Raw genomic sequence first — 24,743 nt, 5'->3', positions numbered from 1 at the left:
CTCGGCCGGGCTGGACGCGCCCTCGATCCTAGGCGATGGTGCTCAGCGCCCCGCCGGGGTTTCGCCCGGGTGGGCCCGGCCGCTGCGCCGCTGGGCGCGGGCGCTGGCGTAGAGGCACAGCGCCGCCGCGGTGGCCAGGTTCAGGCTCTCCGCGCGGCCGTGGATGGGGATGCGCACCCGGTGGTCGGCCGCGGCGGCCAGCTCGGGGCTCAACCCGTGCGCCTCGTTGCCGAACAGCCACGCGGTGGGTGCGCGCAGCAGCTCGTCGGCGTCGTCGAGGTCCACCTCGCCGTCCGCGGCGGTGGCCAGCACCTGCAGGCCGGCGGCGCGGGCCTGCTCGAGCAGACCCAGCGGGTGGCGGTGCCGGGCCAGCGGCAGGTGGAAGACGCTGCCGGTGGAGGCCCGCACGCACTTGCCGTTGTGCACGTCCACGCTGTCGCCGGCCAGCAGCACGGCGTCGGCCCCGGCGGCGTCGGCCACCCGGATGACGGTGCCTGCGTTGCCCGGCTCGGCGGCGTCCACGAGCACCGCAACCAGCTGCGGGGAGCCGTGCAGGGCCTGCTCGGGGCTGACGTCCACCAGGTCGCACACGGCGACCAGGCCCTGTGGGGTGACGGTGTCCGACAGCGCGGCCGCGGCACGGTCGGTGACCGGGCTGACCCGCACGCCCCGCTCGGTGGCCGCGGCGGACAGCTCCGGGTGCGCGGCCAGCGCGGTGGCGGTGACGAACAGCTCGCGGACCTGCCCGTCGGCCAGGGCCTCGCGGACGGCCTGGGCGCCCTCGGCCAGGAAGTGGCCGGTGCTGCGGCGGGTGGCGCCGCGATGAAGCTTGACAGCGGAAACGACCCGCGGAGTCCGTTCGGTGAACGGGTCCGCGGGTCGGTCTCCTGCTGAGGGCGAGGCGCTCAGGCCGCGCTCTCCTTGGGTGCGTTCACGTCGGCGGGGACGTGCGCCTTGGCCAGCTCCACCAGGGTGGCGAAGGCGGCCGGGTCAGCGACGGCCATGTCGGCCAGCACCTTGCGGTCGACCTCCAGGCCCGAGGCCTTGAGACCCTGGATGAAGCGGTTGTAGGTCATCCCGTTCGCGCGGGCCGCAGCGTTGATGCGCTGGATCCACAGCTTGCGGAACTCGCCCTTGCGCGCACGGCGGTCGCGGTAGGCGTAGGTCATCGAGTGGAGCATCTGCTCCTTGGCCTTGCGGTACAGGCGCGAGCGCTGTCCGCGGTAGCCGGAGGCCGACTCGAGCGTCGTACGACGCTTCTTCTGGGCGTTGACTGCCCTCTTCACGCGTGCCACTGGGTAAGTCCTGTCGATCTCGGGGGCGAGGATCCGCCCGGGTGTGCGGGAGAGGCCTCAGCGCCGCGGGGTGCGGGCCGGGGCCGTCACTGGGAAGGGCAGGTCACATGCCCAGGAGGCGCTTGATGCGGCCCTGGTCGCTCTTGGCGACAGCGGTGTCCCCGTCGAGGCGACGCGTGCGCTTGGTGGGCTTGTGCTCCAGCAGGTGGCGGCGGTTGGCCTGCTCACGCATGAGCTTGCCGGCGCCGGTCACCTTGATGCGCTTGGCGGTGCCTTTGTGGGTCTTCATCTTGGGCATGTGTCGTCCTCAACTATTGGTTGTGAGCGTAGTGGCGGGCGTCGTCGTCAGCGTGGGCTGACTAGGACGTGGATCCCTGCTCGGTCGGTGCGGGCTGGGGGGTGCTCGCAGGCGCCCGCTCGGCCGGGGCCGGCGCGGCAGGGGTGGCCGCGGCGGCCTGGGCCGCCGCGGACTGGGCCGGCGGTGCCTCCGCGCTCTGCTGCGCCTTGACCCTGGTCTTGGCGCCCTTGTGCGGGGCCAGCACCATGGTCATGTTGCGGCCGTCCTGCTTGGCCGAGGTCTCCACGAAGCCGAGGTCGGCGACGTCGGCACCGAGGCGCTGCAGCAGCCGGAAGCCCAGCTCGGGGCGGGACTGCTCGCGGCCACGGAACATGATGGTGACCTTGACCTTGTGGCCGGCCTCGAGGAAGCGCACCACGTTGCGCTTCTTGGTCTCGTAGTCGTGCGAGTCGATCTTGGGCCGGAGCTTCTGCTCCTTGACCACGGTCATCTGCTGGTTCTTGCGCGACTCGCGCTGCTTCTGCGCGTTCTCGTACTTGAACTTGCCGTAGTCCATGAGCTTGCAGACCGGCGGGCGGGCCTCGGGGGCGACCTCGACCAGGTCGAGGTCGGACTCCACGGCCAGGCGGAGTGCATCTTCCACGCGCACGATCCCCACCTGTTCCCCGTTGGGCCCTACGAGCCGCACTTCGGGAACACGGATGCGATCGTTGATGCGGGTCTCAGCGCTGATGGGGCCTCCTAGGTTCGGCATTCTGTCCATGACCGCAGAACCGGGCTCTCCACGACGAAGGCCCCAGGACGCCCTCGGAGGAGGACGTGCAGGGGCCCGTTGCCGACCGATCCTGACACCCCTGGCGGGGCGCCAAAGCTCGTCGCGAGGACGAGCCGGACCGGACCTGCACACCCGAGGGATGTGGAGGTGGGAGCGGGGCTCCACTTGCTGCCCCCGGCGAACCGGGGGCGGTCGTAGGTGCAAGGCTACCAGTCATGACCGATGACCCGCACATCCCTGCCGAACCAGACACCCGAGAGCTGGCCGAGGTCCCCGCGGTGGAGGTGATCAGCCGCGCTGCGGTGATGCTGATGAGCTCGGCCGCGGAGAAGCTCGGCCTGTCCCACGAGACCCCCTCGTCCAGCCCGCACCGCGACCTGGACGAGGCCCGCCGCCTGATCACCGCACTGGCCGGGCTGATCACCTCGTCGGTGGAGTACCTGGGCCCGCACGCCGGACCGCTGCGCGACGGCCTGCAGGCGCTGCAGCGGGCCTTCCGCGAGGAGTCCGTCCACCCGGACGAGCCGGGCATGGGCCCCGGCGAGAAGTACACCGGCCCCGTCTACTGACGGGCTGGCACCGCTCGACCCGCACTGCCGAACGACACGCACGACTGAGCCGGGCTCCCCACGGGGGCCCGGCTCAGTCGGTCTGGCTCAGCTGCGGTGGTGGTCCTTGCGGGCCCCGCCGCGGCGGGGGCTCTCGCCCTCCTCGCGGGTGAGGCCGATGAGCTGGCCGGAGATGCGGGTGCGCCGCAGCCGCTCGAAGAAGTCGTCGGCCAGGTTGGCCGGCAGCTCCACCAGGCTGTGGTCGCCCTGGATGTCGATGTGGCCGAAGTCGGCCCGGGTGAGCCCGCCCTCGTTGGCGATGGCTCCGACGATCGACCCGGGCGAGATCTTGTGCCGGCGCCCCACCCGGATGCGGTAGGTGGCCATCGGCCCGCCCGCCTGCGAGCGCGCGGGCCCCCGGGAGCCGCGCTCCTTGTGCTCACCGCGCTCCCGGAAGCCACCGGCCTCCTTGCCCCCGGTGCGGGCGGCACGCTCCTTGTCGTGGCGCTCGCGCTCCTTGCGGGGCGGTTCCGGCTTGAGCAGGAAGCTCTCCCCGTCCTGGGTCATCACGGCCAGCGCGGCCGCGACGTCCAGCAGGGTGACGTCCTCGTGCTCGCGCTCGTAGTCCTCCACCAGGCGGCGGAACAGGGTCATCTCCGCGGAGTCGAGGCTGGCGGTGATGGCGTCGGCGAACTTGCTCACCCGGGTGGAGTTGACGTCGTCCACCGTCGGCAGCGCCATCTCGGTGATGGGCTGGCGGGTGGCCTTCTCGATGGCCCGCAGCAGGTGGCGCTCTCGCGAGGTGACGAACAGCAGCGCGTCACCGGAGCGGCCCGCGCGGCCAGTGCGGCCGATGCGGTGCACGTAGGACTCGGTGTCGTGCGGGATGTCGTAGTTCACCACGTGGCTGATGCGCTCCACGTCGAGCCCGCGGGCGGCGACGTCGGTGGCCACCAGGATGTCCAGGTCCCCGCTCTTGAGCTGGCTCACCGTGCGCTCGCGCTGCGCCTGGGCGATGTCGCCGTTGATGGCGGCGGCGGAGAACCCGCGCGCCCGCAGCCGCTCGGCCAGCTCCTCGGTGGCCTGCTTGGTGCGGACGAACACGATCATCGCCTCGAACGTCTCCACCTCGAGCACCCGGGTGAGGGCGTCGAGCTTGCGGTTCCCGGCGACCTGGATGTAGCGCTGGCGGGTGTTGGCCGCGGTCACCGTGCGGTTGGTGACGGTGATCTCCTGCGCGTTGGTGAGGTAGCGCTTGGAGATCCGCCGGATCTGGCTGGGCATGGTCGCGGAGAACAGCGCGACCTGCTTGTCGTCCGGGGTGTCGGCGAGGATGGTCTCGACGTCCTCCTGGAAGCCCATCGCCAGCATCTCGTCGGCCTCGTCGAGCACCAGGAAGCGCAGCTCGCGCAGGTCCAGGGTGCCCTTGTTGAGGTGGTCGATGACGCGACCGGGCGTGCCCACCACCACGTGCGCGCCGCGGCGCAGCCCGGCCAGCTGCACGCCGTAGCTCTGGCCACCGTAGATGGGCAGCACGTGCAGACCCGGCAGGTGGCGGGAGTAGGAGCTCACGGCCTCGGCCACCTGCAGCGCGAGCTCGCGGGTGGGCGCCAGGATCAGCGCCTGCGGCGTCTTCTGGCTCAGGTCGATGCGGGACAGGATGGGCACCGCGAAGGCCGCGGTCTTGCCCGTTCCGGTCTGCGCCAGGCCCACCACGTGCCGGCCCTGCAGCAGGGCGGGGATGGTGGCGGCCTGGATCGGCGACGGGCTCTCGTACCCGACGTCGGTGAGGGCGCGCAGCACCCGCTCGTCGATGCCGAGGTCGGCGAAGGAGACAGGCGGGGTCCCCTCGGGCTCGGCGGTCTCCGTGGTGGGGGCGGGCCGGTCCGTGGTGGACGGCGCCGCACTCTGGGGACCCGCTGTGTCGGGCCCTGCAGCCTGGGTGGCTGCAGCCTCGGGGCCCGCTGTGTCGGGCCCTGCAGTCTCGGGGCCTGCGGTCTGGCGGTCGGTCATGTCGCGGTCAGTCGTGTCGTCGTGAGTCATCAGTCGTCAAATCTAGTCGTCCTGGTCTGAGGGAGGTTCCACCCGTCGGTGGGCTACCCCGCTGGGACGGCTACCTTCTCCTTGCGCTTGATCGGGGGGATCACTGTGGGTGCTTCTGTGGGGGCGGCCTCGAGGGCGTCCTTGAGGTAGCGGCCGGTGTAGCTCTCCGGCACCGCGGCAACGTCTTCCGGCGTGCCCTGGGCGATGAGCCGGCCACCGCCGGCACCGCCCTCCGGGCCCATGTCCAGGACCCAGTCGGCCGTCTTGATCACATCGAGGTTGTGCTCGATGACGATGACGGTGTTTCCCTTGTCGACCAGGCCGTTGATCACGCCGAGGAGCTTGCGGATGTCCTCGAAGTGCAGCCCGGTGGTGGGCTCGTCCAGCACGTAGACGGTGCGGCCGGTGGAGCGCTTCTGCAGCTCCGCCGCCAGCTTGACCCGCTGCGCCTCACCACCGGAGAGGGTGGGAGCTGGCTGGCCGAGCCGGACGTAGCCCAGCCCCACGTCCACCAGCGTCTGCAGGTAGCGGTGGATGGAGGTGATGGACTGGAAGAACTCCGCCGCCTGCTCGATGGGCATGTCCAGCACCTCGGCGATGGTCTTGCCCTTGTAGTGCACCTCCAGGGTCTCCCGGTTGTAGCGCGCACCGTGGCAGACCTCGCAGGGCACGTACACGTCCGGCAGGAAGTTCATCTCGATCTTCAGCGTGCCGTCGCCGGAGCAGGCCTCGCACCGGCCGCCCTTGATGTTGAACGAGAACCGGCCGGGCTGGTAGCCGCGCACCTTGGCCTCCACGGTGGAGGCGAACAGCGTGCGGATCTTGTCGAACACCCCGGTGTAGGTGGCCGCGTTGGAGCGTGGGGTGCGCCCGATGGGCGACTGGTCCACCTGCACCAGCTTGTCCAGCTGGTCCAGCCCGTTCACCCGGGTGTGCCGCCCGGGCACCTGGCGGGCCCGGTTGAGCTTGTTGGCCATCACCGTGGCCAGGATGTCGTTGACCAGGGTGGACTTGCCGGAGCCGGAGACCCCCGTGACCGCGGTGAGCACCCCGAGCGGGAAGCTCACGTCGATGTCGTGCAGGTTGTGCTCGCGCGCGCCCACCACGGTGACCTGCCGCTTGCGGTCGATCTTGCGGCGCTGGGCGGGCAGCGGGATGGCCATCCGGCCGGACAGGTACGCCCCGGTGAGGGACTCGGTGTTCTCCAGCAGCCCTGCGTAGGTGCCGCTGTGCACCACGTGGCCGCCGTGCTCGCCGGCGCGCGGGCCGATGTCCACCACCCAGTCGGACTGGCGGATGGTGTCCTCGTCGTGCTCCACCACGATCAGCGTGTTGCCCAGGTCGCGCAGCCGGGTGAGGGTCTCGATGAGCCGGCGGTTGTCGCGCTGGTGCAGCCCGATGGAGGGCTCGTCCAGCACGTACAGCACGCCCACCAGGCCGGAGCCGATCTGGGTGGCCAGCCGGATGCGCTGGGCCTCGCCACCAGAGAGCGTGCCGGCGGCGCGGTCCAGGGACAGGTACTCCAGGCCGACGTCGAGCAGGAAGCCCAGCCGGGCCTGGATCTCTTTGAGCACCTGGCCGGCGATCATCTGCTCGCGCGGGCCGAGCTGCATGGCGTTGAGGAAGGCGGAGCAGTCGGCCACCGACAGCGCACAGACCTCGGCGATGGACAGCGGCTGCTCGTCGCCCAGGGTGACCGCGAGGATCTCCGGCTTCAGCCGGGTGCCGTGGCAGGCCGGACAGGGCACCTCCCGCATGTAGCCGTCGTACTTCTCCTTCATGTACTCCGACTCGGTCTGCTCCAGGCGCCGCTCCAGGAACGGCATGACGCCCTCGAAGGCGGCGTAGTAGGAGCGGGTGCGCCCGTAGCGGTTGGTGTACTTGACGTGCACCTGGTCGTCGGAGCCGCCCAGCACGGCCTTGCGCACCTTGGCGGGCAGCTTCTTCCACGGGGTGTCCATGGAGAAGCCCATGGCCTGTGACAGCCCGGACAGCAGGCGGTTGAAGTACTCCGCGGTCTGCCCGCTGGACCAGGGTGCGATGGCGCCGTCGGCCAGGCTGAGCTCGTCGTCGGGGACCACCAGCTCGGGGTCGACCTCCTTGCGCACGCCGATGCCGGTGCACTCCGGGCAGGCGCCGTAGGGCGAGTTGAAGGAGAACGAGCGCGGCTCGAGGTCGTCGATGGCCAGCGGGTGGTTGTTGGGGCAGGCCATCTTCTCGGAGAAGCGGCGCTCGCGGTCGGGGGCGTCCTCGTCGCGGTCGACGAACTCCAGCACGATCACGCCCTCGGCCAGGCGCAGCGCGGTCTCCACCGAGTCGGTGAGCCGCTGCTTGGCGCTGTCCTTGACGCTGAGGCGGTCGACCACCACCTCGATGTCGTGCTTCTCCTGCTTCTTCAGCTTGGGTGGGTTGGTCAGCTGGTGCACGGTGCCATCCACCCGGACCCGGGAGTAGCCCTGGCTGCGCAGCTGCTCGAAGAGGTCGACGAACTCCCCCTTGCGGGTGCGCACCACGGGGGCGAGCACCTGGAAGCGCGCACCCTCCTCCATGGCCAGCACCTGGTCGACGATCTGCTGCGGGGTCTGGCGGGAGATCAGCTCGCCGCAGACCGGGCAGTGCGGGGTGCCGGCGCGGGCGTAGAGCAGGCGCAGGTAGTCGTAGACCTCGGTGATGGTGCCCACCGTGGACCGCGGGTTGCGGTTGGTGGACTTCTGGTCGATGGAGACCGCCGGCGAGAGGCCCTCGATGAAGTCCACGTCAGGCTTGTCCATCTGGCCCAGGAACTGGCGGGCGTAGGCCGAGAGCGACTCGACGTAGCGGCGCTGACCCTCGGCGAAGATGGTGTCGAAGGCGAGGCTGGACTTGCCCGAGCCGGACAGCCCGGTGAAGACGATGAGGCTGTCCCGGGGCAGGTCGATGTCGATCCCCTGCAGGTTGTGCTCGCGAGCGCCACGGACGACCAGACGGTCAGCCACTCCAGATCCCTTCATCACGCACTAGTTCCCCTGCGCACCACCGCACACCCGGCAGCACACCGCGGTGCACCGAGTGTGGCCAACATCCGCCACGAGGTGACCACATCCGATATGCGACCGGTGTGGCCGGATGTCGCGCTCTCCTCCATGGTAGGTCGGCGCCCCGACAAGAACCGGGCGGCCAGTCGCTCTCCCAGTCTGGACGTGACGCCGGTAACGTTGTGCACCATGCAGGTTGACGCGCACTACACAGGCTCGGTGACCCCGGGTGGGGCCGCGCAGCGCAAGGACTTTCCCGGCGGGACCCTCACCAAGGTGTCGGTGGGCCCGATGGACAACAACGCCTACCTGGTGGTGTGCCATTCCACCGGCAAGTCCTTGCTCATCGACGCCGCGAACGACGCCGACCGCCTCACCGAGCTGCTCGACGAGCAGGCCCCCGAGCTGTCGCTGGTGGTGACCACCCACCAGCACCCTGACCACTGGCAGGCCCTGGCCGACGTGGTCGGCGGCACCGGCTCCCCCACCGCCGCGCACGCGCTGGACGCCGCCCCGCTGCCGGTGGTCCCGGACCGCGAGCTCGCCCAAGGCGACACCGTCGAGGTGGGTGAGCTGCGGCTGGAGGTAATCCACCTGCGCGGCCACACGCCTGGCTCGGTGGCCCTGCTGCTGCGCGCCGGCGAGCAGAAGCACCTCTTCACCGGCGACAGCCTGTTCCCGGGCGGGCCGGGAAAGACGCAGAACCCGGAGGACTTCGGCCAGCTGATGGACGACCTGGAGGAGCGCGTCTTCGGGACGCTGCCCGACGACACCGTCGTCTACCCCGGCCACGGGCGCGACACCAACCTGGGCATCGAGCGTCCGCAGCTGGGCGAGTGGCGCGCTCGCGGCTGGTGACCGCCGGCTAGGGCAGCTGCTCGTACAGCCGGGGCAGCGCTGACTCCACCTCGGGGGTGAAGGCGGTGAACGGGGTGGCGCTGATGGTCTGCTGCGCGCCGCGCCCCGCACGCCGCCAGGTGCCCACGATGCGCCCGGCGCTCACCACGGTGGACAGGAACATCCCGTTGCCGCCGGGCACCACCCGGCCGGCGTGCTCGGTGTCCAGCTGCGCTCGGCGATCGCCGTAGCCCAGCACCAGCTCGTCGAAGCCGGGCAGCAGCAGCACCCCCTCGGCCTCCTCGCGCGCGGCAGCGAGCCGCTCGGGAGTCTGCGGGTCCATCAGGTGCTCGGTGCCGTCGCCGTCGGCGCCCGCCACCTCGACGCTGAGCAGGTGCGGCCGGGCCAGCTCCACCCCGGTGCGGCGGTCGCCCACCCGCAGGTGGGCCCACCGGCCCAGGTCGGCCGGGGTGGCGGGGCCGTGGCTGCGGAAGTAGCGCAGCGCCAGCTCACCCAGGGCCTCCTCGCGCTCGAGCCGGCGGGGCCGGCGCACCCAGTCGCGGGCGAGCACCAGCAGGTGCTGCCCGTTCCGGGTGGGCCCGAAGACCAGGGTGCCGGTCATGGCTAGGTAGCCGAGCAGGTGCGCACCGCGCTGCTCGCGGGTGGCCAGACCGGCGTCGTCCCACACCGCGAACAGCTCGCTCCGGGCGAGGCCAGCTCCCCCGGCCAGCGCCTGCTCGGCCAGCTGCCCGGCACGGTCGAGGTCGTCCTCGGTGAGCCCGAGGCTGCGGCGCCGGCCCGCGCTGGCGGCCACCACCCGCGGGGTGAGCAGCGGCAGCATCCAGGCCACGTCCTCGGCGGGCAGCAGGTGCAGCGTGCCGCGCATGGGCCAGGTCCGCACCACCTCGCCGGCGTCCAGCGCGGCCACCACGTCGGCGCGGGTGCCGGCGGCGGTGCGCAGCGCCACCGAGGTGAGCGAGCCGGGGTGGTCCTGGGCCTGCACCGCGCCCATCCACCGCACCGCCTCGGCCGCGGTGGCAGCACGTGGCCCCACCAGCCGCTGCGCCGCCAGCCGCAGCAGCGCCACCTCCGGCAGCGTCACGTTATGCACCGTGGCCATGGGTCCACGGTCGCACGCCACGCCGACAGGATGGTGCGTCTGCAAGTACCACCAACCGCCCCGCCCCGCGCCGCGTCCGCAACCGCTACCAAGCAGGCGGGAGCGTCAGCTCGCGGTGAGGCCCGTGATCACCAGGTCGAGCAGCCGTCCGTAGGTCGCCTCCGGGTCGACCGCCACGGTGCACCCGGCCAGCTCCAGCGACACCGCCCCGTGCACCGCCGCCCAGATCTGGCTGGCAAGGTCCTCGGCGTCACCGGTGGCGATCGCCCGCTGCGCCATGGCGTGCTGCACGTGCCCCACCAGCTCGCCGAACGCCGCCATGGCCGCCTCCTGCACCTGCTCGGAGGCGAACCCCGCGCCGGTGGTGGCGTCGAACATGACGCGGTAGTGCTGCGGGTGCGACAGTGCGAACTCGCGGTAGCGCACGCCGCAGCACCGCAACCGCTGCAGCGGGTCGGCCTCGCCGCGGGGGGCCACCGCGTCACGCAGCCCGTGGAAGCCGCGCACCAACAGCTCGCGCTCCAGGCCCTCCTTGTCGCCGAAGCGGTTGTAGACACCCATCGGCGCCACCCCGGCCTCGGTCGCCACCGCGCGCACGGTCACGCCGGAGGGACCCTCTCGCACCAGCACCGCCTCGGCGGCGTCCACCAGCGCAGCCCGCACGTCACCGCTGGGGGTGCGCACCCGACGCGTGGATCCCGCCACCGGTACCTCCTTGGCCTTGCTGATCGCCGTGCCACGCCCTGCTGGCCGAGCGCGCTGTCCTGACTGCCAGCACTGACCGCAAGTTACCCCTTGCCAGCACCACCATCGTAGATAACACTGTTCCACATCAGTAGTACATCGTTCTACAGGAGAACCTGATGGCTGCACCACGACTCGACCCGTCCCACGCCGCTGCCCCGCACCCACGCCGCTGGTGGGCGCTGGCCGTGCTGTGCCTAAGCGTGCTCATCGTGTTGGTGGACAACACCATCGTGAACGTCGCGCTCCCCACGCTGAGCCGCGAGCTGCGGGCCTCCACCAGCGACCTGCAGTGGCTGGTGGACGCCTACACCCTGCTGTTCGCCGGGCTGATGCTCACCGGTGGCGGGCTCGGAGACCGCTTCGGGCGCAAGCCAGTGCTGCAGGTGGGCCTGGTGCTGTTCGCCGCCACCTCGGTGTGGGCGGCCTACGCCTCCACCACCGGCGAGCTGATCGCCGCACGGGCGGCGATGGGGGTGTCGGCAGCCCTGATCTACCCGGCCACGCTGGCCATCCTGTCCACGATCTTCACCGACCGCCGGGAGAAGGCCACCGCGATCGGCATCTGGACGGCGGTGTCCGGGCTCGCGGTGGCCGTGGGGCCGGTCAGCGGCGGGGTGCTCCTGAAGCACTTCTCCTGGAGCTCGATCTTCCTGGTGAACATTCCGCTGGTGGTGCTGGCGCTGGTGGCCGGCAAGCTGCTGCTGCCCAGCTCGCGCGACCCCCACCCGGGCCGGTTCGACGCCGTCGGCGCGGTGCTGTCAGTGGCCTCCGTCGGGCTGCTGGTGTGGACGGTGATCGAGGCACCGGACCACGGGTGGCTCTCGCCGGCCACCCTCGGCGGCTTCGTGGGGGCGGCACTGCTCTCTGTGGTCTTCACCTGGTGGGAGCTGCGCCGGTCGCAGCCGCTGCTGGACGTCCGGGTGTTCGCCAACCGCCGGGTGTCGGCGGCCAGCGCGGCTGTGGCGATGGCCTACTTCGGCCTGTTCGGCTTCATCTTCATGATCACCCAGTACTTCCAGGCGGTACGCGGCTACGACACCCTGCGGGCCGGGGTGGCGACGCTGCCCTTCGCGGTGGTGGTGGGCCTGCTGTCGCCGGTGGCGATCGTGCTGATGAAGCGGTGGGGCACCACCGTGGTGGTCGCCGCCGGTCTGCTGCTGATGAGCTCCGGGTTCCTGCTGGTCACGGTGACCACGGTGGACGCGCCCTACTGGGGGCCGATCGTCGTCGCGATGGTGCTGATGGCAGCAGGGCTTGGACTGACCACCGGCCCGGCCACCGACGCGATCATGGGCGCCCTGCCCGCGGTGCGGGTCGGCGCCGGCTCGGCGATCAACGACACCACTCGCGAGGTGGGCGGGGCCCTGGGGGTCGCGGTCATCGGCTCGGTGCTCAGCTCGGTCTACGGCGGCAAGCTCGCCACCGAGCTCGGCGGGCTCGGGCTGCCGGCCGACGCGGTGTCCGCCGCGCGGCACTCGGTGATAGCCGCCTTCGAGGTGGTCGGGCAGCTGCCCGGCGAGCTCCAGGGCCCAGCGGTCGCCACCGTCCGCACGACCTTCATGGACGGGTTGCACGCGGGTTCGCTCGCCTCCGCCATCGCCACAGCCCTGGCCGCGGTCGGTGTGCTGGTGGCGCTGCCCAAGCACGACCGCCACCCCGACGGGCACGCCAAGGACGCCGAGGAAGGGCCCACGGAGCAGACGGCTACCGACGCTGCGGCGCAGGGCACGCGCCAGCCAGCCACCCCACCGAGTTGATCTCCTCGGCGGAGCGAGGGTCCCCGGCGTAGCTGAACAGGTCGGTGCACGGGCGGGCGCTGGCCGTGGGGGTGGTGGTGACCGGCGGCGACGCGGTGGCGCTGGGCACCGGCGTGCGGGCGGTGCTCGGCGCCGGGCTGGTGCGCGGCGGCACCGGCGCAGCCCGCTCGCGCAGCGTGACCGTCGGCGTGTGCGGTGACGAGGTGGGCGGGGTGGCCAGCGGAACGCTGGCCGTGGGCGCCTCCTCCAGCGTGGCGGACGGCTGCTCCCGGACGCCGGACGGAGCGGGGCGCGCGCACGCGCTGACGACCGTGGTGGCGGCGAGTGCCCCGAGCAGCAACCGCTTCATGGAACGGCCCTCCTGGCTGACTCGCCCATTGCGGACGAACGACAAGAAACGGCAGGTACCAGCCGCCATTACAGACCACGAACGGCTCCGCAGCCATTCCGGGAGCGACGGAGCAGTCGCCGGCTCGGGGCGTCTGCAAGTACCACCACGTGACGGCGGCCCCTCGCCGGGCGACGGATCTACCAGCGCCGATGCCGGCAGTCGATCAGTTTCCTGCGGCTGCGGCGTCCCTTCTCCCAGGACGGCGCACGGTGCGCGCACGGCAGAGAAGGGCGAAACAGCATGGGCGACTTGGTGGTCACCACATTTCTGACGATGGACGGCGTGATGCAGGCCCCGGGGGGTCCGCCCGAGGACGTCTCCGGCAGCTTCGAGCACGGTGGGTGGCTGGTGCCCTTCGCCGATGAGGACATGGGCGCCCAGGTGGACGAGTGGTTCTCCCACGCCGGGGCGTTCCTGCTCGGTCGCGGCACCTACGAGATCTTCGCCGCGCACTGGCCGAAGGTTCCGGTGGAGGGCGACCGGGTGGCGTGGTCGTTGAACACCCTGCCCAAGCACGTGGCCTCTACCACGCTCGGCGCGGTGGACTGGGAGGCCTCGCAGCTGATCACCGGTGACGTGCCCACGGCGGTGCAGGCACTGAAGGAGACCGTGGACGGTGAGCTGCAGGTGCACGGCAGCGCCGGGCTGGTGCAGACCCTGCTGCGCCACGAGCTGGTGGACGAGCTGCGGCTGATCGTCTTCCCCGTGGTGGTGGGCACGGGCAAGCGGTTGTTCGGCGAGGGCGCGGTGCCCACCACCTTCTCGCTGGTCTCCTCGGCCAGCACCAGCACCGGCGCCCTCACCGCCGCCTACCGGCACGTGGGCGGGGTGCAGACCGGCTCCTTCCTGCTCGAGGAGTGAGCAGGAAGGACCCTCAGCCCGGACAGCCGGCTGCGCGCCGTCAGTCCTGGCGCAGCGCCTGGTCCAGGTCGGCCCGCAGGTCCGCGACGTCCTCCAGGCCCACCGACAGCCGCACCACGCCGTCGGTGATGCCCACGGCCGCGCGGCCCTCGGCGCCCAGGCGGCGGTGGGTGGTGGTGGCCGGGTGGGTCATCATCGACTTGGCGTCGCCCAGGTTGTTGGAGATGTCGATGATCCGCAGGCGGTTGAGCAGCTCGAAGGCCCGCTCCTTGCCGCCGTCGAGCTCGAAGGTGATGACGGTGCCGCCCCCGGACATCTGCCGCTTCGCCAGCTCCACCTGGGGGTGCGAGGCCAGGAACGGGTAGCGCACCCAGCTGATGCCGGGCTGCTGCTCGAGCCACTCGGCCAGCTGCTGGGTGGTGCCCACCGCGTGGCGCACCCGCAGGCCCATGGTCTCCAGGCCCTTGGTGAGCACCCAGGCGTTGAACGGCGACATGGAGGGCCCGGTGTGGCGCATCAGCGTCTTCACCGGGCCGTCGATGAACTCCTTGCGGCCCAGGATGGCGCCGCCGAGCACGCGCCCCTGGCCGTCCATGTGCTTGGTGGCGGAGTAGACCACCACGTCGGCACCCACCTCGGTGGGCCGCTGCAGCACAGGGGTGGCGAAGACGTTGTCCACCACGACCGTCGCACCCGCGCCGTGGGCGAGCTCCACCACGGCGGCGACGTCCACGATCTCCTGCATCGGGTTGGACGGGCTCTCGAAGAACACTGCGGCGGCCGGGGTGGCCAGCGCCCGCTTCCACTCGTCCAGGTCGCCGCCGTCGATGAACTCGGTGACGATGCCCCAGCGGGGCAGGATCTCGTCGAGGATGACGAAGCACGAGCCGAACAGGCTCTTGGCCGCGACCACCCGGTCGCCGGCCTTGAGCAGGGCCGCGAGCGCGGTGAACACTGCGGACATGCCGCTGGCGGTGGCGAAGCAGGCCTCCGCACCCTCCAGCCGCGCCAGGCGCTCCTCGAACATGGCGACCGTGGGGTTGCCGTAGCGGGAGTAGACGAAGCGGTCGACCTCGCCGGCGAACGCCGCCTCAGCGTCCTCGGCAGTGTCGTAGACGAAGCCCGAGGTGAGGAACAGCCCCTCCGACGTCTCCTGGAACTCCGAGCGCGTCACGCCAGAACGCACAGCCAGGGTGTCGGGACGCCAGCTCGGCGTCCCGTCGGTGCTGCTCACGACTGCCTCCACGGGAGCCCCTCGGCTCGCCATCCGGTACTGCCACGGTGGCCGGAGGAGTCCAGCCCACCCTCAAATCCGTCGAGCACGTTGTAGGCCGGGCCGCGGCCGGCCGCCGTCACCGCCCGAGCAGCCGACACCGACCGCTGCCCGGACCGACACAGGAACATCACCGGACGTCCCTGCGCGAGCCGGTCCACCTCGTCGGTGAACTCCGGGTTGACCTCGCCCTGGGCGCTGACCCACTCCACCAGGCCGAGCTCGGCCTGCAGGTCGGAGAGGTCGGGCACGCCGACGTAGCGCCACTCCGCGTCGGTGCGGACGTCGACGAGCACAGCGGCGCCGCCGGCCACCGCCTCCCACGCCTCCTGCACGGTCAGGTCACCGGTGTAGCCCTCGGCCGGGCGGCCCTGGGGGGCGCTCACCGCGCGGCCTCGCTGTCGTCCAGCACCACGGCCTGGGCCACGATGACCTGCCCGTCGGGCCGGCAGGTGGCGGAGGGCGAGCCGTGCAGGCGGTAGCCCTCGGCCAGTGCCGTGCTCACCCGCTTGCAGAACGTCTGGTCGTCGGGGCCGGTCAGCAACCGGTACCGGAGCCTTCCCTCACCTGGCTGGGGATCACTCACGTGCTTCGTCCCATCGTCTCCGTGCGCGCCGACGTGCTCACCGGCGCGGAGGCGATGTTACGACCCCGGCTCCGCGGCGCTGCGGCCTCGTCCGGCACCCGGGGCGAAAACGCCCTCCGGGACCGCACCCGCGTCGAGGATCACGCGGGACAGCCGGGTTCCGATCTCGGTGAGCCGAAGGGTGCCCGGCACGCCCAGCGCCGCCCAGGGGGCCACGGCCATCCGGTCGGTGGCAGCCTCGACGTCGGCGCGCAGCTGCACGCCGGCCTCGGTGAGCGAGCCGTCCCCGGCCAACAGGCCCCGCTGCCGCAGCGCCTGCTCGGCGTCCGCCCACTGCTGCTCCGACCAGCCGCGGGTGGCCTGCGCGGCCCCCACGGTGAACCCGGTGCCGGTGGCGGTGTGGGTGATCAGCGCCTCGATGCCCGACAGCCCCGCACCCAGCAGTGCCGCCACGTGGCCGTCGCCGCGGTGCTCGCGCAGCAGCGTGATGGCGTGCCAGAGCACCAGCAGCGGGGTCTCCGGCCACTCCAGGTCGGCGTGCCCGGCGTGCAGTGCCCGGCCCGCGCTGGTGCAGGCCAGCGCCGCGGTGCGGGCGAGCTCGGCCGCCTCGGCGATCTCGGGCGAGTCGGCGAGCTCCGGGCCCAGCAGCCGGCGCAGCGCCTGCTCGGCCGCCGTTCGGCGGGCGGCCAGCACGGCCGGTGGCTCGGCCAGGGTCCAGGCCCGCGGGAGGTGGCGCGCGATCACGTCGGGGTTGAAGTTGTAGAAGGTGGCCGCCACCGGACCCGGGCCCACCGCCCCCATGGCCGCGGCGCGACCCGCGAAGTAGCACATCCGGCCCGGCCGCAGGCCCGCCTCGGTGAGCCGCTGGTCAGTCTCCGGCACGAAGTAGGTCATCGAGTGGATCATGTCGGTGGCGCGGGCACAGCGAGTGGCCGTGGCGGTGTCCATCGCAGCGGTGTCCAACGTGGAGCTGTCCGGCGTGGTGGTGTGCACCGTGGAGCTGTCCATCTCGGGGGTCGTCATCTGCGTGACCCTAGCCACGCCCGGAGCCCCGGCCCAGCGGCACGGCTGCGACAGCGCGCCGCGGGGCTACTTGGCGGTCTGCCGTCGCAGCAGGTACGGGTGCAGCCGGCTGAGCCCGCGCACCCGCACCGGACGCATCGACCGCAGCCGGAACTGCTCGGCGTGCTCCTCCAGCGCCTCGGCCAGCTCGGAGTCGAGCAGCACCGAGTCGGGCTTGGCCACCGAGGTCAGCCTGGCGGCGATGTTGACCACCGAGCCGAAGGCGTCGCCGAAGCGGACGAGGACGGGGCCGTAGGCCATCCCCACCCGGATCCCGGGCAGCACGTCGTCGGCGATCACCCGCTCCTGCAGCTCCAGGGCGATGCGGGCGGCGTGCGCGGGCTCCTGCACGGCGAACATCACCTCGTCGCCCACGGTCTTGACCACCCAGCCGTGTCCCTCGGCGATCACGTCCATGGCGCAGGACTCGAAGCGCTCGATCAGCCGGTCGAGCTCCTCGATGTCGAGCTGGCGGGTGAGCCGGGTGTAGCCCACGATGTCGGCGAAGCCGACGACCAGGCACTGCCGGGAGATCTGCTCGGTGGGACCGACCAGCGCACGGCCGGCGTTCGCAGCGAGGTGGCGGCGCCACACGTAGGACTGCAGCGCCTCGATGGTCGGGAGCAGCCCCTTGGCCACCGAGCCCACCTCGGCGCGCACCACGTCCACGTCCAGCTCGGAACCCTCGGGGGTCTTGTCCACCGCCTCGGCCAGCCGGGTGCCGATGTAGCTGGTCATCAGCCCCACCTGCCACTCGGCGAGCCGGGACAACGACTGGCCCAGGGCGCGGGTCACCGAGATCTCCATCTCGGCCGAGATCACGCCCTCCTCGACCAGCCGGCTGATGGTGCGCAGCGCCTGGACGTCGCCGCGGGTGTACATCACCGCGTCGGGGTCGTCGCCCTGCGCGAAGCCCATGGCCACCCACAGGCGGGTGGCCTGCTCCAGCGGGACACCGGCCTCCTCGGCCGCCTGGTAGCGGTCGTAGCGACGGCGCCCGCCCAGCAGGGTGCGCTCGAGCTCCTCCTGGATGCCCTCGCGCAGCGCCTTGTCGTCGTCGGCCCGGTCGCTCTCGGGGCTCGGGGCTGTGCCCTCGCCCACCGTGTCGGCTCCAGCCGTCGCGGCTGCACCCTCCTCGACGACTGGCGCGGTGTCCTCGGAGTCTGCCGTCACTGCACCGTGTGCACGATCAGGACGTCGCAGTGGGCCTTGCGGGCGGTGTCGGACGGGACGGAGCCGAGCAGCCGACCGGTGAGGCTGTTGAGGCCGCGGTTGCCCACCACGAGCAGGTCGGCCTTCACCTCGTCGATGAGGGCGAGCAGGGTGTCCACCGGCGCGCCGCTGACCGCGCGGGTCTCGATCTCGCCCGCGCCGGCGAGCTTGGCCCGGTCGTGGGCGGTCTGCAGGGTGTCCTGGGCCGGCGCCGAGCCCATCACCTGGTAGGACTCCTCGCGCAGCGCCTCCGAGGCCCGCTTCACCTCGCGCGGGCTGGCCGGGAAGTAGGCGCACGCGATCACCAGGCGTGCACCAGCGTCACCGGCGAGGCTGGCAGCGCGCTCCACCGCGAGGAGTGACGAGTCCGAACCATCAGTACCGACGAGCACGGTGCGATAGGCGGTCAACTGAACCTCCGACGTGGGGCGGGCCGGGCGCCTCTGCCCGGTCTCTGTCAGAGACCGTAACGGTTTTGCCCTGTTTTCGGGGTTGAGGTCATCGCGGCAGGACCGGCTCCGAGCCCTCCTGGACACCGGAGCGCTCCGGGACGTCGAGCTCGGTGCGGCGGGTCGGCCAGCTGCGCTGCCGCTCGCGCGCCACCACCACGGCTCCGACCAGCAGCGCGATGCCGACGAAGCACTCACCGTTGCCGACGAACTGCTGGATCAGGTCCCAGTTGTGCAGCTCGCGGTCGCCGCCACCGGGCAGGTCCCACTGCGCCCCGAGCAGGAACACCACCGTGGCCAGGGCGAGCAGGTAGCGCCACGACCGGTACTGCGGAGCCACCAGCAGCGGCAGCAGCAGGATGACGTAGGCCCAGTGGTGGGAGGCGGCGAACGGGGCGGCGAGCAGGGCCGCCAGCGCCACCACGCACATCGCCAGGACGTGCTCACCGGTGCGGGTGAACTGCCAGGCGGCGTAGGCCGCGGCGGCCACCACCAGCAGCACCGCCAGCGCCCAGAGCCCGGTCTGCACCGCGTCGGGCAGGCCGAGGCGGGCCAGCGGACCCGTGATCGCCTGGTTGGGGCCGTACCAGGGCTTTCCGCCGCGGTCGGTGTCGTAGGCGACGTCGGTCCAGAAGCTCTTGGTGTCCTCCCACGCGAACACCGCACCGATGCCCGCGGCCACCACGAAGGCGACCCCCGCGCGGACGATAGACGCGAAGTCGCGGCGCACCAGCAGGAGCAGGCCGAAGGCCAGCGGGGTGATCTTGATGGCCGCGGCCAGCCCGATGCCCACCCCGCGGAAGCGCTTGGGGATGACGCCGGTGCAGTCGGCCACCACCAGGGCCACGATCACCATGTTCACCTGGCCGAAGCCGATGGTGCCGCGGATCGGCTCCAGCAGCAGCGCCGGGGCGAGCAGGGCCAGCGCGGTGAGCTCGGGCGCGCTGGTGCCGAGGCGACGCATGACCGCTCGCAGCACGAAGTACACCAGGGCGACCGTGCCCAGCGTCCACGCCACGTGCAGCACGTCGAGGGGCAGGAAGGTGACCGGTACCAGGACCACCGCCGCGAACGGCGGGTAGATGTACTTCAGGTCGTAGGGCGAGCCCGGCAGCGAGCCGTACAGCCCCTGACCGTCCAGCAGCGACTTGGCCGCCGCCCGGTACACGTCGAGGTCGATGAAGTCATGGTCGGAGATGACCACCGCGAACAGCACGGCCGCAGCAGCGACGAGCCCCTGCACGACAGCCATGGCCGTGGACGTCGTCCGCGGCGTCGCACGCTCCTGTTCGATGACAGCCATCTAGGTCGAACCTCCAGGCGGGTGGGTGGCAGAAACCGCGTCAGCGTAGCCGCTGAGCGGCGCAAACCGGGCACCCAGCGGCGGTGGCGTGCCCGCCCGGAGCCTGCTGGCCGTGCCCGTCGGACACCGGGTCCTGTTGTGGCCCAGCGCTGGCCAGCAGGGTGATTGCGACGTGCACCACACCGGCGTACACCGGAGGGAGAGACCAGTGCAGGGGGTCGGTGCTCGATCTCGTGGTCACGCACGCTAGCTAGGGGGGAATGGTGCCTGTGCCCGTCGATGCTGCCACCAAGTCCGAACACGCTGTGCACGAGCGCAACCCGGTGAGGCGAGCCCGTCCGTGAGCAGCGCAGCCCCCATGACGCAGCTGTCCTTCGCCGTGCTGGACGTGCAGGCCGAGCCCGCGGCGGCGGTGCCCCAGCTGGTGGCCCGACTGCAGATCGAGGAGTCCAGCGGAGCGCTGGTGCACGCCATGGTCGTGCGGGCGCAGGTGTGCATCGAGCCCCTGCGCCGCGCCGCCGGTGAGGAGCAGGGGCTGCTGAGCCGGTACGGGCCGCGCGAGCCCTGGCGGGAGACCGAGCGCCCGCTGCGGTGGCTGCAGGCCACCACGATGGTGCGAGGCTTCACCGGGGTGACCGAGACCGACCTGCCGCTGCCGTGCACCTACGACTTCAACGTCACCGCGTCGCAGTACCTGCACGCGCTGGGTGAGGGCGCGGTGGGCCTGCGGATGATGTTCTCCGGCACCGTGCTGACCCGCGGCAGCCACGGATTCGGCGTGCAACCGGTGTCGTGGGACTGCGAGGCCAGGCACGAGATGCCGGTGGCCGTGTGGCAGGACCTGATGGCCGAGCACTACCCCGGCACCGGGTGGCTGCGGGTGGGCCACGACGTGATCGCCCGGCTGGCCCGGCACAAGGCCGACCACGGGCTGATCAGCTGGGACGAGACGCTGCGCTCGCTGCTGCCCGCTGGTGAGGCGCCGCGCACCCAGGCCCGGCTGCGGGTGGGCGGAGCGGCCAGCGGGAGCGGCTAGGGTCCGGTTCATGGTCATCGAGGTCGCACAGCTCACCATCAACGCCGACGCCGCGGAAGGGTTCGCGGAGGTCTTCGCCGCGGCGGTGCCGCACGTCGCGGGCGCCCACGGCTTTCGCAGCGCACAGCTCACCCGCAGCATCGAGTCACCCCTGCGGTTCGTGCTGCTGGTGGAGTGGGAGACCCTGGCCGACCACACCGAGGGCTTCCGCGGCTCCCCCGCCTTCGCCGAGTGGCGTGCACTGGTGGGGCCGCACTTCGCCGAGCCACCGCACGTGGAGCACGTCGAGGTGGTCGGGTCCGCCTAGCTCCTCGGAGCCGACGAGTGTCACCGGGTCCGCCTAGCTCCTCGGAGCCGACGGGTGTCACCGGGTCCGCCTAGCTCGTGATCGACTGGCGCGGATAGCCGGGATGTCGGGCACCTCACATACCGTGGGCGCATGTCCCGTAGCCGTCTGACGCGCCCGCTGGTCCTGCTCGGCGTGGTGGTGCTCCTCGCTGGCGTCCTCCTCGCGGTCACCGTGAGCCGGGCCAGCGGTGCGTCCGGGGTCGCCGAGCGCGCGGTGAGCATCGACGTCACCGACGGGCCGGCCCGCGACCAGCCGGTCACCGTGGACGCCACGCTGTTCACCCCCGACGCCACGCCCGCGCCGGCGGTGCTGCTGGCCCACGGCTTCGGCGGCACCAAGGACTCCGTGGCCGCGCAGGCCCGCCAGCTCGCTCGGGACGGCTTCGTCGTGCTCACCTACAGCGCCCGCGGCTTCGGCCGCACCACCGGGCAGATCGCGGTGAACTCTCCCGACTACGAGGTGGTGGACGCCCAGGCCCTGCTGGACTACCTGGCCCAGCAGCCGCAGGTGCAGCTGGACTCCCCCGGCGATCCCCGGGTGGGCGTGGCCGGCGGCTCCTACGGCGGTGCGCTGTCGCTGTCACTGGCCGGCCGGGACCCTCGGGTGGACGCGGTGGCCGCGTCGATCACCTGGAACGACCTGGGCCAGTCCCTGTTCCCGGAGCTCGCCACCACCTCCGGCGCGCTGCCGGACACTCCCGCGGCCGGCGCCACCGGCACCGACGGCGTGCTCAAGCGCAGCTGGGCGGGGATCTTCTTCGCCGCCGGCGCCACCAACCCGCTCGCCGGGCCGTGCGGCACCTTCGTCCCGGAGATCTGTGCCGCCTACAACACCGCCGCCGAGACCGGCCGACCCTCGCCCGAGCTGGTGGAGCTGCTGCGACGCAGCTCGCCGGTGGCCACCAACGCGGCGGTGCGCGCGCCCACGCTGCTGGTGCAGGGCCAGCAGGACACCCTCTTCGGCCTGGACCAGTCCGACGCCAACGCCCGCCAGATCGCCGCCACCGGCACCCCGGTGACCACCACCTGGTTCGCCGGCGGGCACGACGGGGCCACCAGCAACGCCACCACCGAGGCCGAGGTCACCGACTTCCTGGCCTTCCACCTGGCCGGGCGCGGTGACGACCCCGGCACCTCCTTCAGCTACCAGCTCGCCGGTCCGCTGAGCAGCAGCGGCAACCAGCGCACCCGCACCATCCGGGTGCCCGCCTACCCGGGCCTGCAGGCCGACGACCCCACCCCCACCCGTCGCCTGGACCTGACCGGCCCCACCCAGCCGATCAGCCGGCCCGCCGGGGCGTCGCCGTCGTCGCTGAGCACGGTGCCCGGCCTGTCCTCCGCCTTCGCCGGCCTGGCCTCCGGGGAGGCGTCCGCGGCCGCGCTCAACGGGTCCACCGCGCTGGACGTGCCCGGGCAGGCCGCGGTGTTCCGCACCGAGCCGGTGTCCTCCACGGTCACCATCACCGGCTCCAGCCGGGTGACACTCGAGGTGACCGGCCTCGGCCAGACCCGCGACGCGGTCCTCTACGCCAAGCTCTACGACGTCGGCGCGGACGGCCGCCGCACGCTGCCCGGCGGTGGCGTGGCGGCCTTCCGGGTGCCGGCGCTGAGCCCGGGTGGGCCGGCCACCCCGGTCACGGTGACCCTGCCCGGCATCGTCACCTCGGTGCCCACCGGGCACCACCTGGAGCTGGTGGTCAGCACCACCGACCAGGCCTACGCCACGCCCCTCACCCCCGCCCAGTACGCGGTGGCGCTGGCACCGGGGGGCGCGCTCACGCTGCCCTCGGTCTCCGGCACCAGCGAGAGCTCGGGCACCGTCCCCGTCGGGGCCGCCGCGGGCATCGCCGCCATCCTGGCCGGCCTGGTGGTCGTCGCCGTGGTGGGTCGGCTGCGCCGCCGGCGCCGGGCGGTGAGCGACCACGACGGCTCGGACGTGCCGCTGGTGGTCTCCGGGCTGGCCAAGTCCTACGCCGACGGCTACCGGGCGGTGGACGGGGTGGACTTCGCGGTGCAGCACGGCCAGGTGCTCGGGCTGCTCGGCCCCAACGGCGCCGGCAAGACCACCATCCTGCGCATGCTGATGGGCCTGATCGCGCCCAGCAGCGGGGAGATCCGGGTGTTCGGCCACCGGGTGAGCGCCGGCTCCCCGGTGCTGTCGCGGATCGGCTCCTTCGTGGAGGGCTCGGGCTTCCTGCCCCACCTGTCCGGGGCGGAGAACCTGCGGATGTACTGGGCAGCCACCGGCCGGCCCGCGGCGGACGCTCACCTGGAGGAGGCGCTGGCCATCGCGGGGCTGGGCTCCGCCGTGGAGCGCACCGTCAAGTCCTACAGCCAGGGCATGCGCCAGCGCCTGGCCATCGCCCAGGCCATGCTCGGCCTGCCCGACCTGCTGGTGCTCGACGAGCCGACCAACGGCCTCGACCCACCGCAGATCATGGCCATGCGCGCCGTGCTGCGCGACTACGCCCGCACCGGGCGCACCGTGCTGGTCTCCAGCCACCTCCTCTCGGAGGTGGAGCAGACCTGCAGCCACGTCGTGGTGGTGCACAAGGGCAAGGTGGTCGCTGCCGGCACGGTGCAGGAGATCGTGGCCGCCGACGGCCGCGTGGTGCTGCGGGTGGACGACGCCGACCGCACCGCGGCCGTGCTGCACCAGCTGCCCGGGGTGGGCGCCGTGACCGTGACCGAGGTGGACGCCGGCACCTCCGCCGGGCTGGTGCAGGCAGACCTGGAGCAGGTCCCCGCCGCCGAGGCGGTGCGCTCGCTGGTGCAGGCCGGGGTGGGCGTGAGCTCGGTGGCGCCCCGCAACCGGCTGGAGGACGTCTTCCTGGCCCTGGTGGAGACCCCCGGCGGCAGCACCACCCCTGGTGACGGCAAGCAACCCGCCGAGGCGAGCGCCCCGGCGGCAGAACGGGTGGACCGATGAGCGAGCAGATGACGGCCACCGACGGCCGGGCCCCGGGCTACCGGATCGAGCGCACCCTGCGGGTCGGGGTGGAGCTGCGTCGGCAGGTCACCCGCCGGCGCACCCAGATCACCATGGGCTTCCTGGCGCTGCTGCCGTTCCTGCTGGTGCTGGCCTTCACCCTGGGCGACAGCTCGTCCACCGAGGGCGGCAGCTTCGTGGACCGGGCCACCACTGGTGGGCTCGGGTTCACCGTGTTCACCCTGTTCGCGTCCATCGGGTTCCTGCTGGTGGTGGTGGTGGCGCTGTTCTTCGGCGACTCGGTCTCCAGCGAGGCGTCGTGGTCCAGCCTGCGCTACCTGCTGGCCATCCCGGTGCCGCGCGGGCGGCTGCTGCGGCAGAAGTCCGTGGTGGCGGGGCTGCTCTCGCTGTTCGCGCTGGTGCTGCTGCCCGCGGTGGCCCTGGCAGTGGGCACTGCGCTCTACGGCACCGGCGACATCGTCAGCCCGCTCGGCGACACGCTGTCCTACGGCCCCGGCCTGGTGCGCCTGCTCGGGGCGATCGTCTACATCGCCATCAGCCTGCTCTGGGTGGCCGGGCTCGCCAGCCTGTTGTCGGTGGCCACCGACGCCCCGCTGGGCGCAGTGGGTGGGGCGGTGATGGTGACGATCGTGTCGGAGATCCTGGACGGCATCCCCGCGCTGGAGGGCCTGCGCGACTACCTGCCCACCCACCACGCCTATGCGTGGACGGCGCTGCTGTCCACCGACGTCGACTGGTCGCGGATGGCCTGGGGCACCTTGTCGTCGTTGATCTACGCCACGGTGTTCGGCGCAGCCGCCTGGTACCGGTTCAGCCGCAAGGACATCACCAGCTGACG

24 protein-coding genes are annotated in these 24,743 nt (G+C 72.3%); 8 read left to right on the top strand and 16 right to left on the bottom strand.

Features of this window, described 5'->3' with window-relative positions; genetic code table 11:
* Positions 1 to 42: 42 nt before the first annotated feature.
* The 4 genes from ELX43_RS06250 to infC all read right to left on the bottom strand — a co-directional run bounded on the left by ELX43_RS06250 (position 43) and on the right by infC (position 2,347).
* Entirely contained in the window at positions 43 to 909 is an 867-nt protein-coding gene (locus tag ELX43_RS06250; protein WP_127782611.1) for an RNA methyltransferase, read from the bottom strand.
* Complete coding sequence (gene rplT, locus ELX43_RS06245; RefSeq protein ID WP_127782610.1) at positions 906 to 1,295, bottom strand: 50S ribosomal protein L20; 390 nt, start codon at positions 1,293 to 1,295, stop codon at positions 906 to 908. Before rplT ends, ELX43_RS06250 begins: the two co-directional genes overlap by 4 nt.
* A gap of 103 nt (positions 1,296 to 1,398) precedes the next feature.
* On the bottom strand, positions 1,399 to 1,593 hold the full coding sequence (rpmI, locus tag ELX43_RS06240) for a 50S ribosomal protein L35 (RefSeq protein WP_127782609.1): 195 nt from the start codon (positions 1,591 to 1,593) through the stop codon (positions 1,399 to 1,401).
* Positions 1,594 to 1,654: 61 nt separating this feature from the next.
* Positions 1,655 to 2,347 (bottom strand): translation initiation factor IF-3, encoded by a 693-nt coding sequence (gene infC, locus ELX43_RS06235; RefSeq protein ID WP_241249811.1) that lies wholly within the window; start codon positions 2,345 to 2,347, stop codon positions 1,655 to 1,657.
* Between the two features lie 236 nt (positions 2,348 to 2,583).
* On the opposite strand from infC, the gene ELX43_RS06230 reads away from it, so the two are divergent.
* Positions 2,584 to 2,937, top strand: a complete 354-nt coding sequence (locus ELX43_RS06230) for a DUF1844 domain-containing protein (RefSeq protein WP_127782607.1) — start codon at positions 2,584 to 2,586, stop codon at positions 2,935 to 2,937.
* 87 nt (positions 2,938 to 3,024) lie between these two features.
* On the opposite strand, the gene ELX43_RS06225 is transcribed toward ELX43_RS06230, so the two are convergent.
* Both ELX43_RS06225 and uvrA read right to left on the bottom strand, forming a co-directional pair.
* Complete coding sequence (locus ELX43_RS06225) at positions 3,025 to 4,959, bottom strand: DEAD/DEAH box helicase (protein WP_241249810.1); 1,935 nt, start codon at positions 4,957 to 4,959, stop codon at positions 3,025 to 3,027.
* A gap of 53 nt (positions 4,960 to 5,012) precedes the next feature.
* The gene (uvrA, locus tag ELX43_RS06220; RefSeq protein WP_127782606.1) at positions 5,013 to 7,934 is read right to left on the bottom strand and encodes an excinuclease ABC subunit UvrA; all 2,922 of its coding nucleotides are present in this window, start codon (positions 7,932 to 7,934) and stop codon (positions 5,013 to 5,015) included.
* Positions 7,935 to 8,153: 219 nt separating this feature from the next.
* Between uvrA and ELX43_RS06215 the strand changes: the two genes are divergently transcribed.
* Positions 8,154 to 8,831, top strand: a complete 678-nt coding sequence (locus ELX43_RS06215; protein ID WP_206518206.1) for an MBL fold metallo-hydrolase — start codon at positions 8,154 to 8,156, stop codon at positions 8,829 to 8,831.
* A 7-nt stretch (positions 8,832 to 8,838) separates the two neighbouring features.
* Here ELX43_RS06215 and ELX43_RS06210 read toward each other — a convergent pair whose 3' ends face one another.
* Positions 8,839 to 9,930, bottom strand: a complete 1,092-nt coding sequence (locus ELX43_RS06210; protein ID WP_127782604.1) for a winged helix DNA-binding domain-containing protein — start codon at positions 9,928 to 9,930, stop codon at positions 8,839 to 8,841.
* 105 nt (positions 9,931 to 10,035) lie between these two features.
* Positions 10,036 to 10,635: a TetR/AcrR family transcriptional regulator gene (locus tag ELX43_RS06205; RefSeq protein ID WP_164860590.1), complete on the bottom strand. Its 600-nt coding sequence runs from the start codon at positions 10,633 to 10,635 to the stop codon at positions 10,036 to 10,038.
* A gap of 158 nt (positions 10,636 to 10,793) precedes the next feature.
* Here ELX43_RS06205 and ELX43_RS06200 point away from each other — a divergent pair, with 158 nt between their 5' ends.
* A complete protein-coding gene (locus tag ELX43_RS06200) occupies positions 10,794 to 12,434 on the top strand; it encodes an MFS transporter (RefSeq protein ID WP_127782602.1) in 1,641 nt (546 codons plus the stop codon).
* On the opposite strand, the gene ELX43_RS06195 is transcribed toward ELX43_RS06200, so the two are convergent.
* Positions 12,382 to 12,783: a hypothetical protein gene (locus ELX43_RS06195; protein WP_127782601.1), complete on the bottom strand. Its 402-nt coding sequence runs from the start codon at positions 12,781 to 12,783 to the stop codon at positions 12,382 to 12,384. The two genes, ELX43_RS06200 and ELX43_RS06195, sit on opposite strands and share 53 nt — an antisense overlap.
* A 282-nt stretch (positions 12,784 to 13,065) precedes the next feature.
* Here ELX43_RS06195 and ELX43_RS06190 point away from each other — a divergent pair, with 282 nt between their 5' ends.
* Complete coding sequence (locus ELX43_RS06190; protein ID WP_127782600.1) at positions 13,066 to 13,686, top strand: dihydrofolate reductase family protein; 621 nt, start codon at positions 13,066 to 13,068, stop codon at positions 13,684 to 13,686.
* A gap of 40 nt (positions 13,687 to 13,726) precedes the next feature.
* Here ELX43_RS06190 and ELX43_RS06185 read toward each other — a convergent pair whose 3' ends face one another.
* From ELX43_RS06185 to ELX43_RS06155, 7 genes are all read right to left on the bottom strand, one after another.
* On the bottom strand, positions 13,727 to 14,953 hold the full coding sequence (locus tag ELX43_RS06185) for an O-succinylhomoserine sulfhydrylase (protein ID WP_127782599.1): 1,227 nt from the start codon (positions 14,951 to 14,953) through the stop codon (positions 13,727 to 13,729).
* On the bottom strand, positions 14,917 to 15,345 hold the full coding sequence (locus tag ELX43_RS06180; RefSeq protein WP_127782598.1) for a rhodanese-like domain-containing protein: 429 nt from the start codon (positions 15,343 to 15,345) through the stop codon (positions 14,917 to 14,919). Before ELX43_RS06180 ends, ELX43_RS06185 begins: the two co-directional genes overlap by 37 nt.
* A complete protein-coding gene (locus ELX43_RS06175) occupies positions 15,342 to 15,545 on the bottom strand; it encodes a DUF1737 domain-containing protein (RefSeq protein ID WP_127782597.1) in 204 nt (67 codons plus the stop codon). The genes ELX43_RS06180 and ELX43_RS06175 overlap by 4 nt, the downstream gene beginning before the upstream one ends.
* A gap of 57 nt (positions 15,546 to 15,602) precedes the next feature.
* The gene (locus ELX43_RS06170; RefSeq protein ID WP_346773866.1) at positions 15,603 to 16,568 is read right to left on the bottom strand and encodes a hypothetical protein; all 966 of its coding nucleotides are present in this window, start codon (positions 16,566 to 16,568) and stop codon (positions 15,603 to 15,605) included.
* Positions 16,569 to 16,634: 66 nt separating this feature from the next.
* Positions 16,635 to 17,780 (bottom strand): adenylate/guanylate cyclase domain-containing protein, encoded by a 1,146-nt coding sequence (locus tag ELX43_RS06165; RefSeq protein ID WP_241249809.1) that lies wholly within the window; start codon positions 17,778 to 17,780, stop codon positions 16,635 to 16,637.
* Positions 17,777 to 18,229: a universal stress protein gene (locus ELX43_RS06160; protein ID WP_127782596.1), complete on the bottom strand. Its 453-nt coding sequence runs from the start codon at positions 18,227 to 18,229 to the stop codon at positions 17,777 to 17,779. The genes ELX43_RS06165 and ELX43_RS06160 overlap by 4 nt, the downstream gene beginning before the upstream one ends.
* Before the next feature lie 88 nt (positions 18,230 to 18,317).
* Positions 18,318 to 19,571: a glycosyltransferase family 87 protein gene (locus tag ELX43_RS06155; RefSeq protein WP_127782595.1), complete on the bottom strand. Its 1,254-nt coding sequence runs from the start codon at positions 19,569 to 19,571 to the stop codon at positions 18,318 to 18,320.
* A 358-nt stretch (positions 19,572 to 19,929) separates the two neighbouring features.
* On the opposite strand from ELX43_RS06155, the gene ELX43_RS06150 reads away from it, so the two are divergent.
* From ELX43_RS06150 to ELX43_RS06135, 4 genes are all read left to right on the top strand, one after another.
* Positions 19,930 to 20,607 (top strand): DUF6084 family protein, encoded by a 678-nt coding sequence (locus tag ELX43_RS06150; protein ID WP_127784721.1) that lies wholly within the window; start codon positions 19,930 to 19,932, stop codon positions 20,605 to 20,607.
* Positions 20,608 to 20,617: 10 nt separating this feature from the next.
* A complete protein-coding gene (locus tag ELX43_RS06145) occupies positions 20,618 to 20,914 on the top strand; it encodes an antibiotic biosynthesis monooxygenase (RefSeq protein WP_127782594.1) in 297 nt (98 codons plus the stop codon).
* Positions 20,915 to 21,046: 132 nt separating this feature from the next.
* Positions 21,047 to 23,884, top strand: a complete 2,838-nt coding sequence (locus ELX43_RS06140) for an alpha/beta fold hydrolase (RefSeq protein WP_127782593.1) — start codon at positions 21,047 to 21,049, stop codon at positions 23,882 to 23,884.
* Positions 23,881 to 24,741 carry an ABC transporter permease gene (locus ELX43_RS06135; RefSeq protein ID WP_127782592.1) on the top strand — a complete coding sequence of 287 codons (861 nt, stop codon included), beginning with the start codon at positions 23,881 to 23,883 and terminating at the stop codon, positions 24,739 to 24,741. The genes ELX43_RS06140 and ELX43_RS06135 overlap by 4 nt, the downstream gene beginning before the upstream one ends.
* Positions 24,742 to 24,743: the final 2 nt, after the last annotated feature.

This window comes from Rhodococcus sp. X156, assembly GCF_004006015.1.
In the GTDB taxonomy this organism is placed as follows: Bacteria; Actinomycetota; Actinomycetes; order Mycobacteriales; family Mycobacteriaceae; genus X156.
The sequence above is the reverse complement of the archived record's forward strand: the minus strand, read 5'-3'. Positions and strand labels throughout refer to the sequence as shown.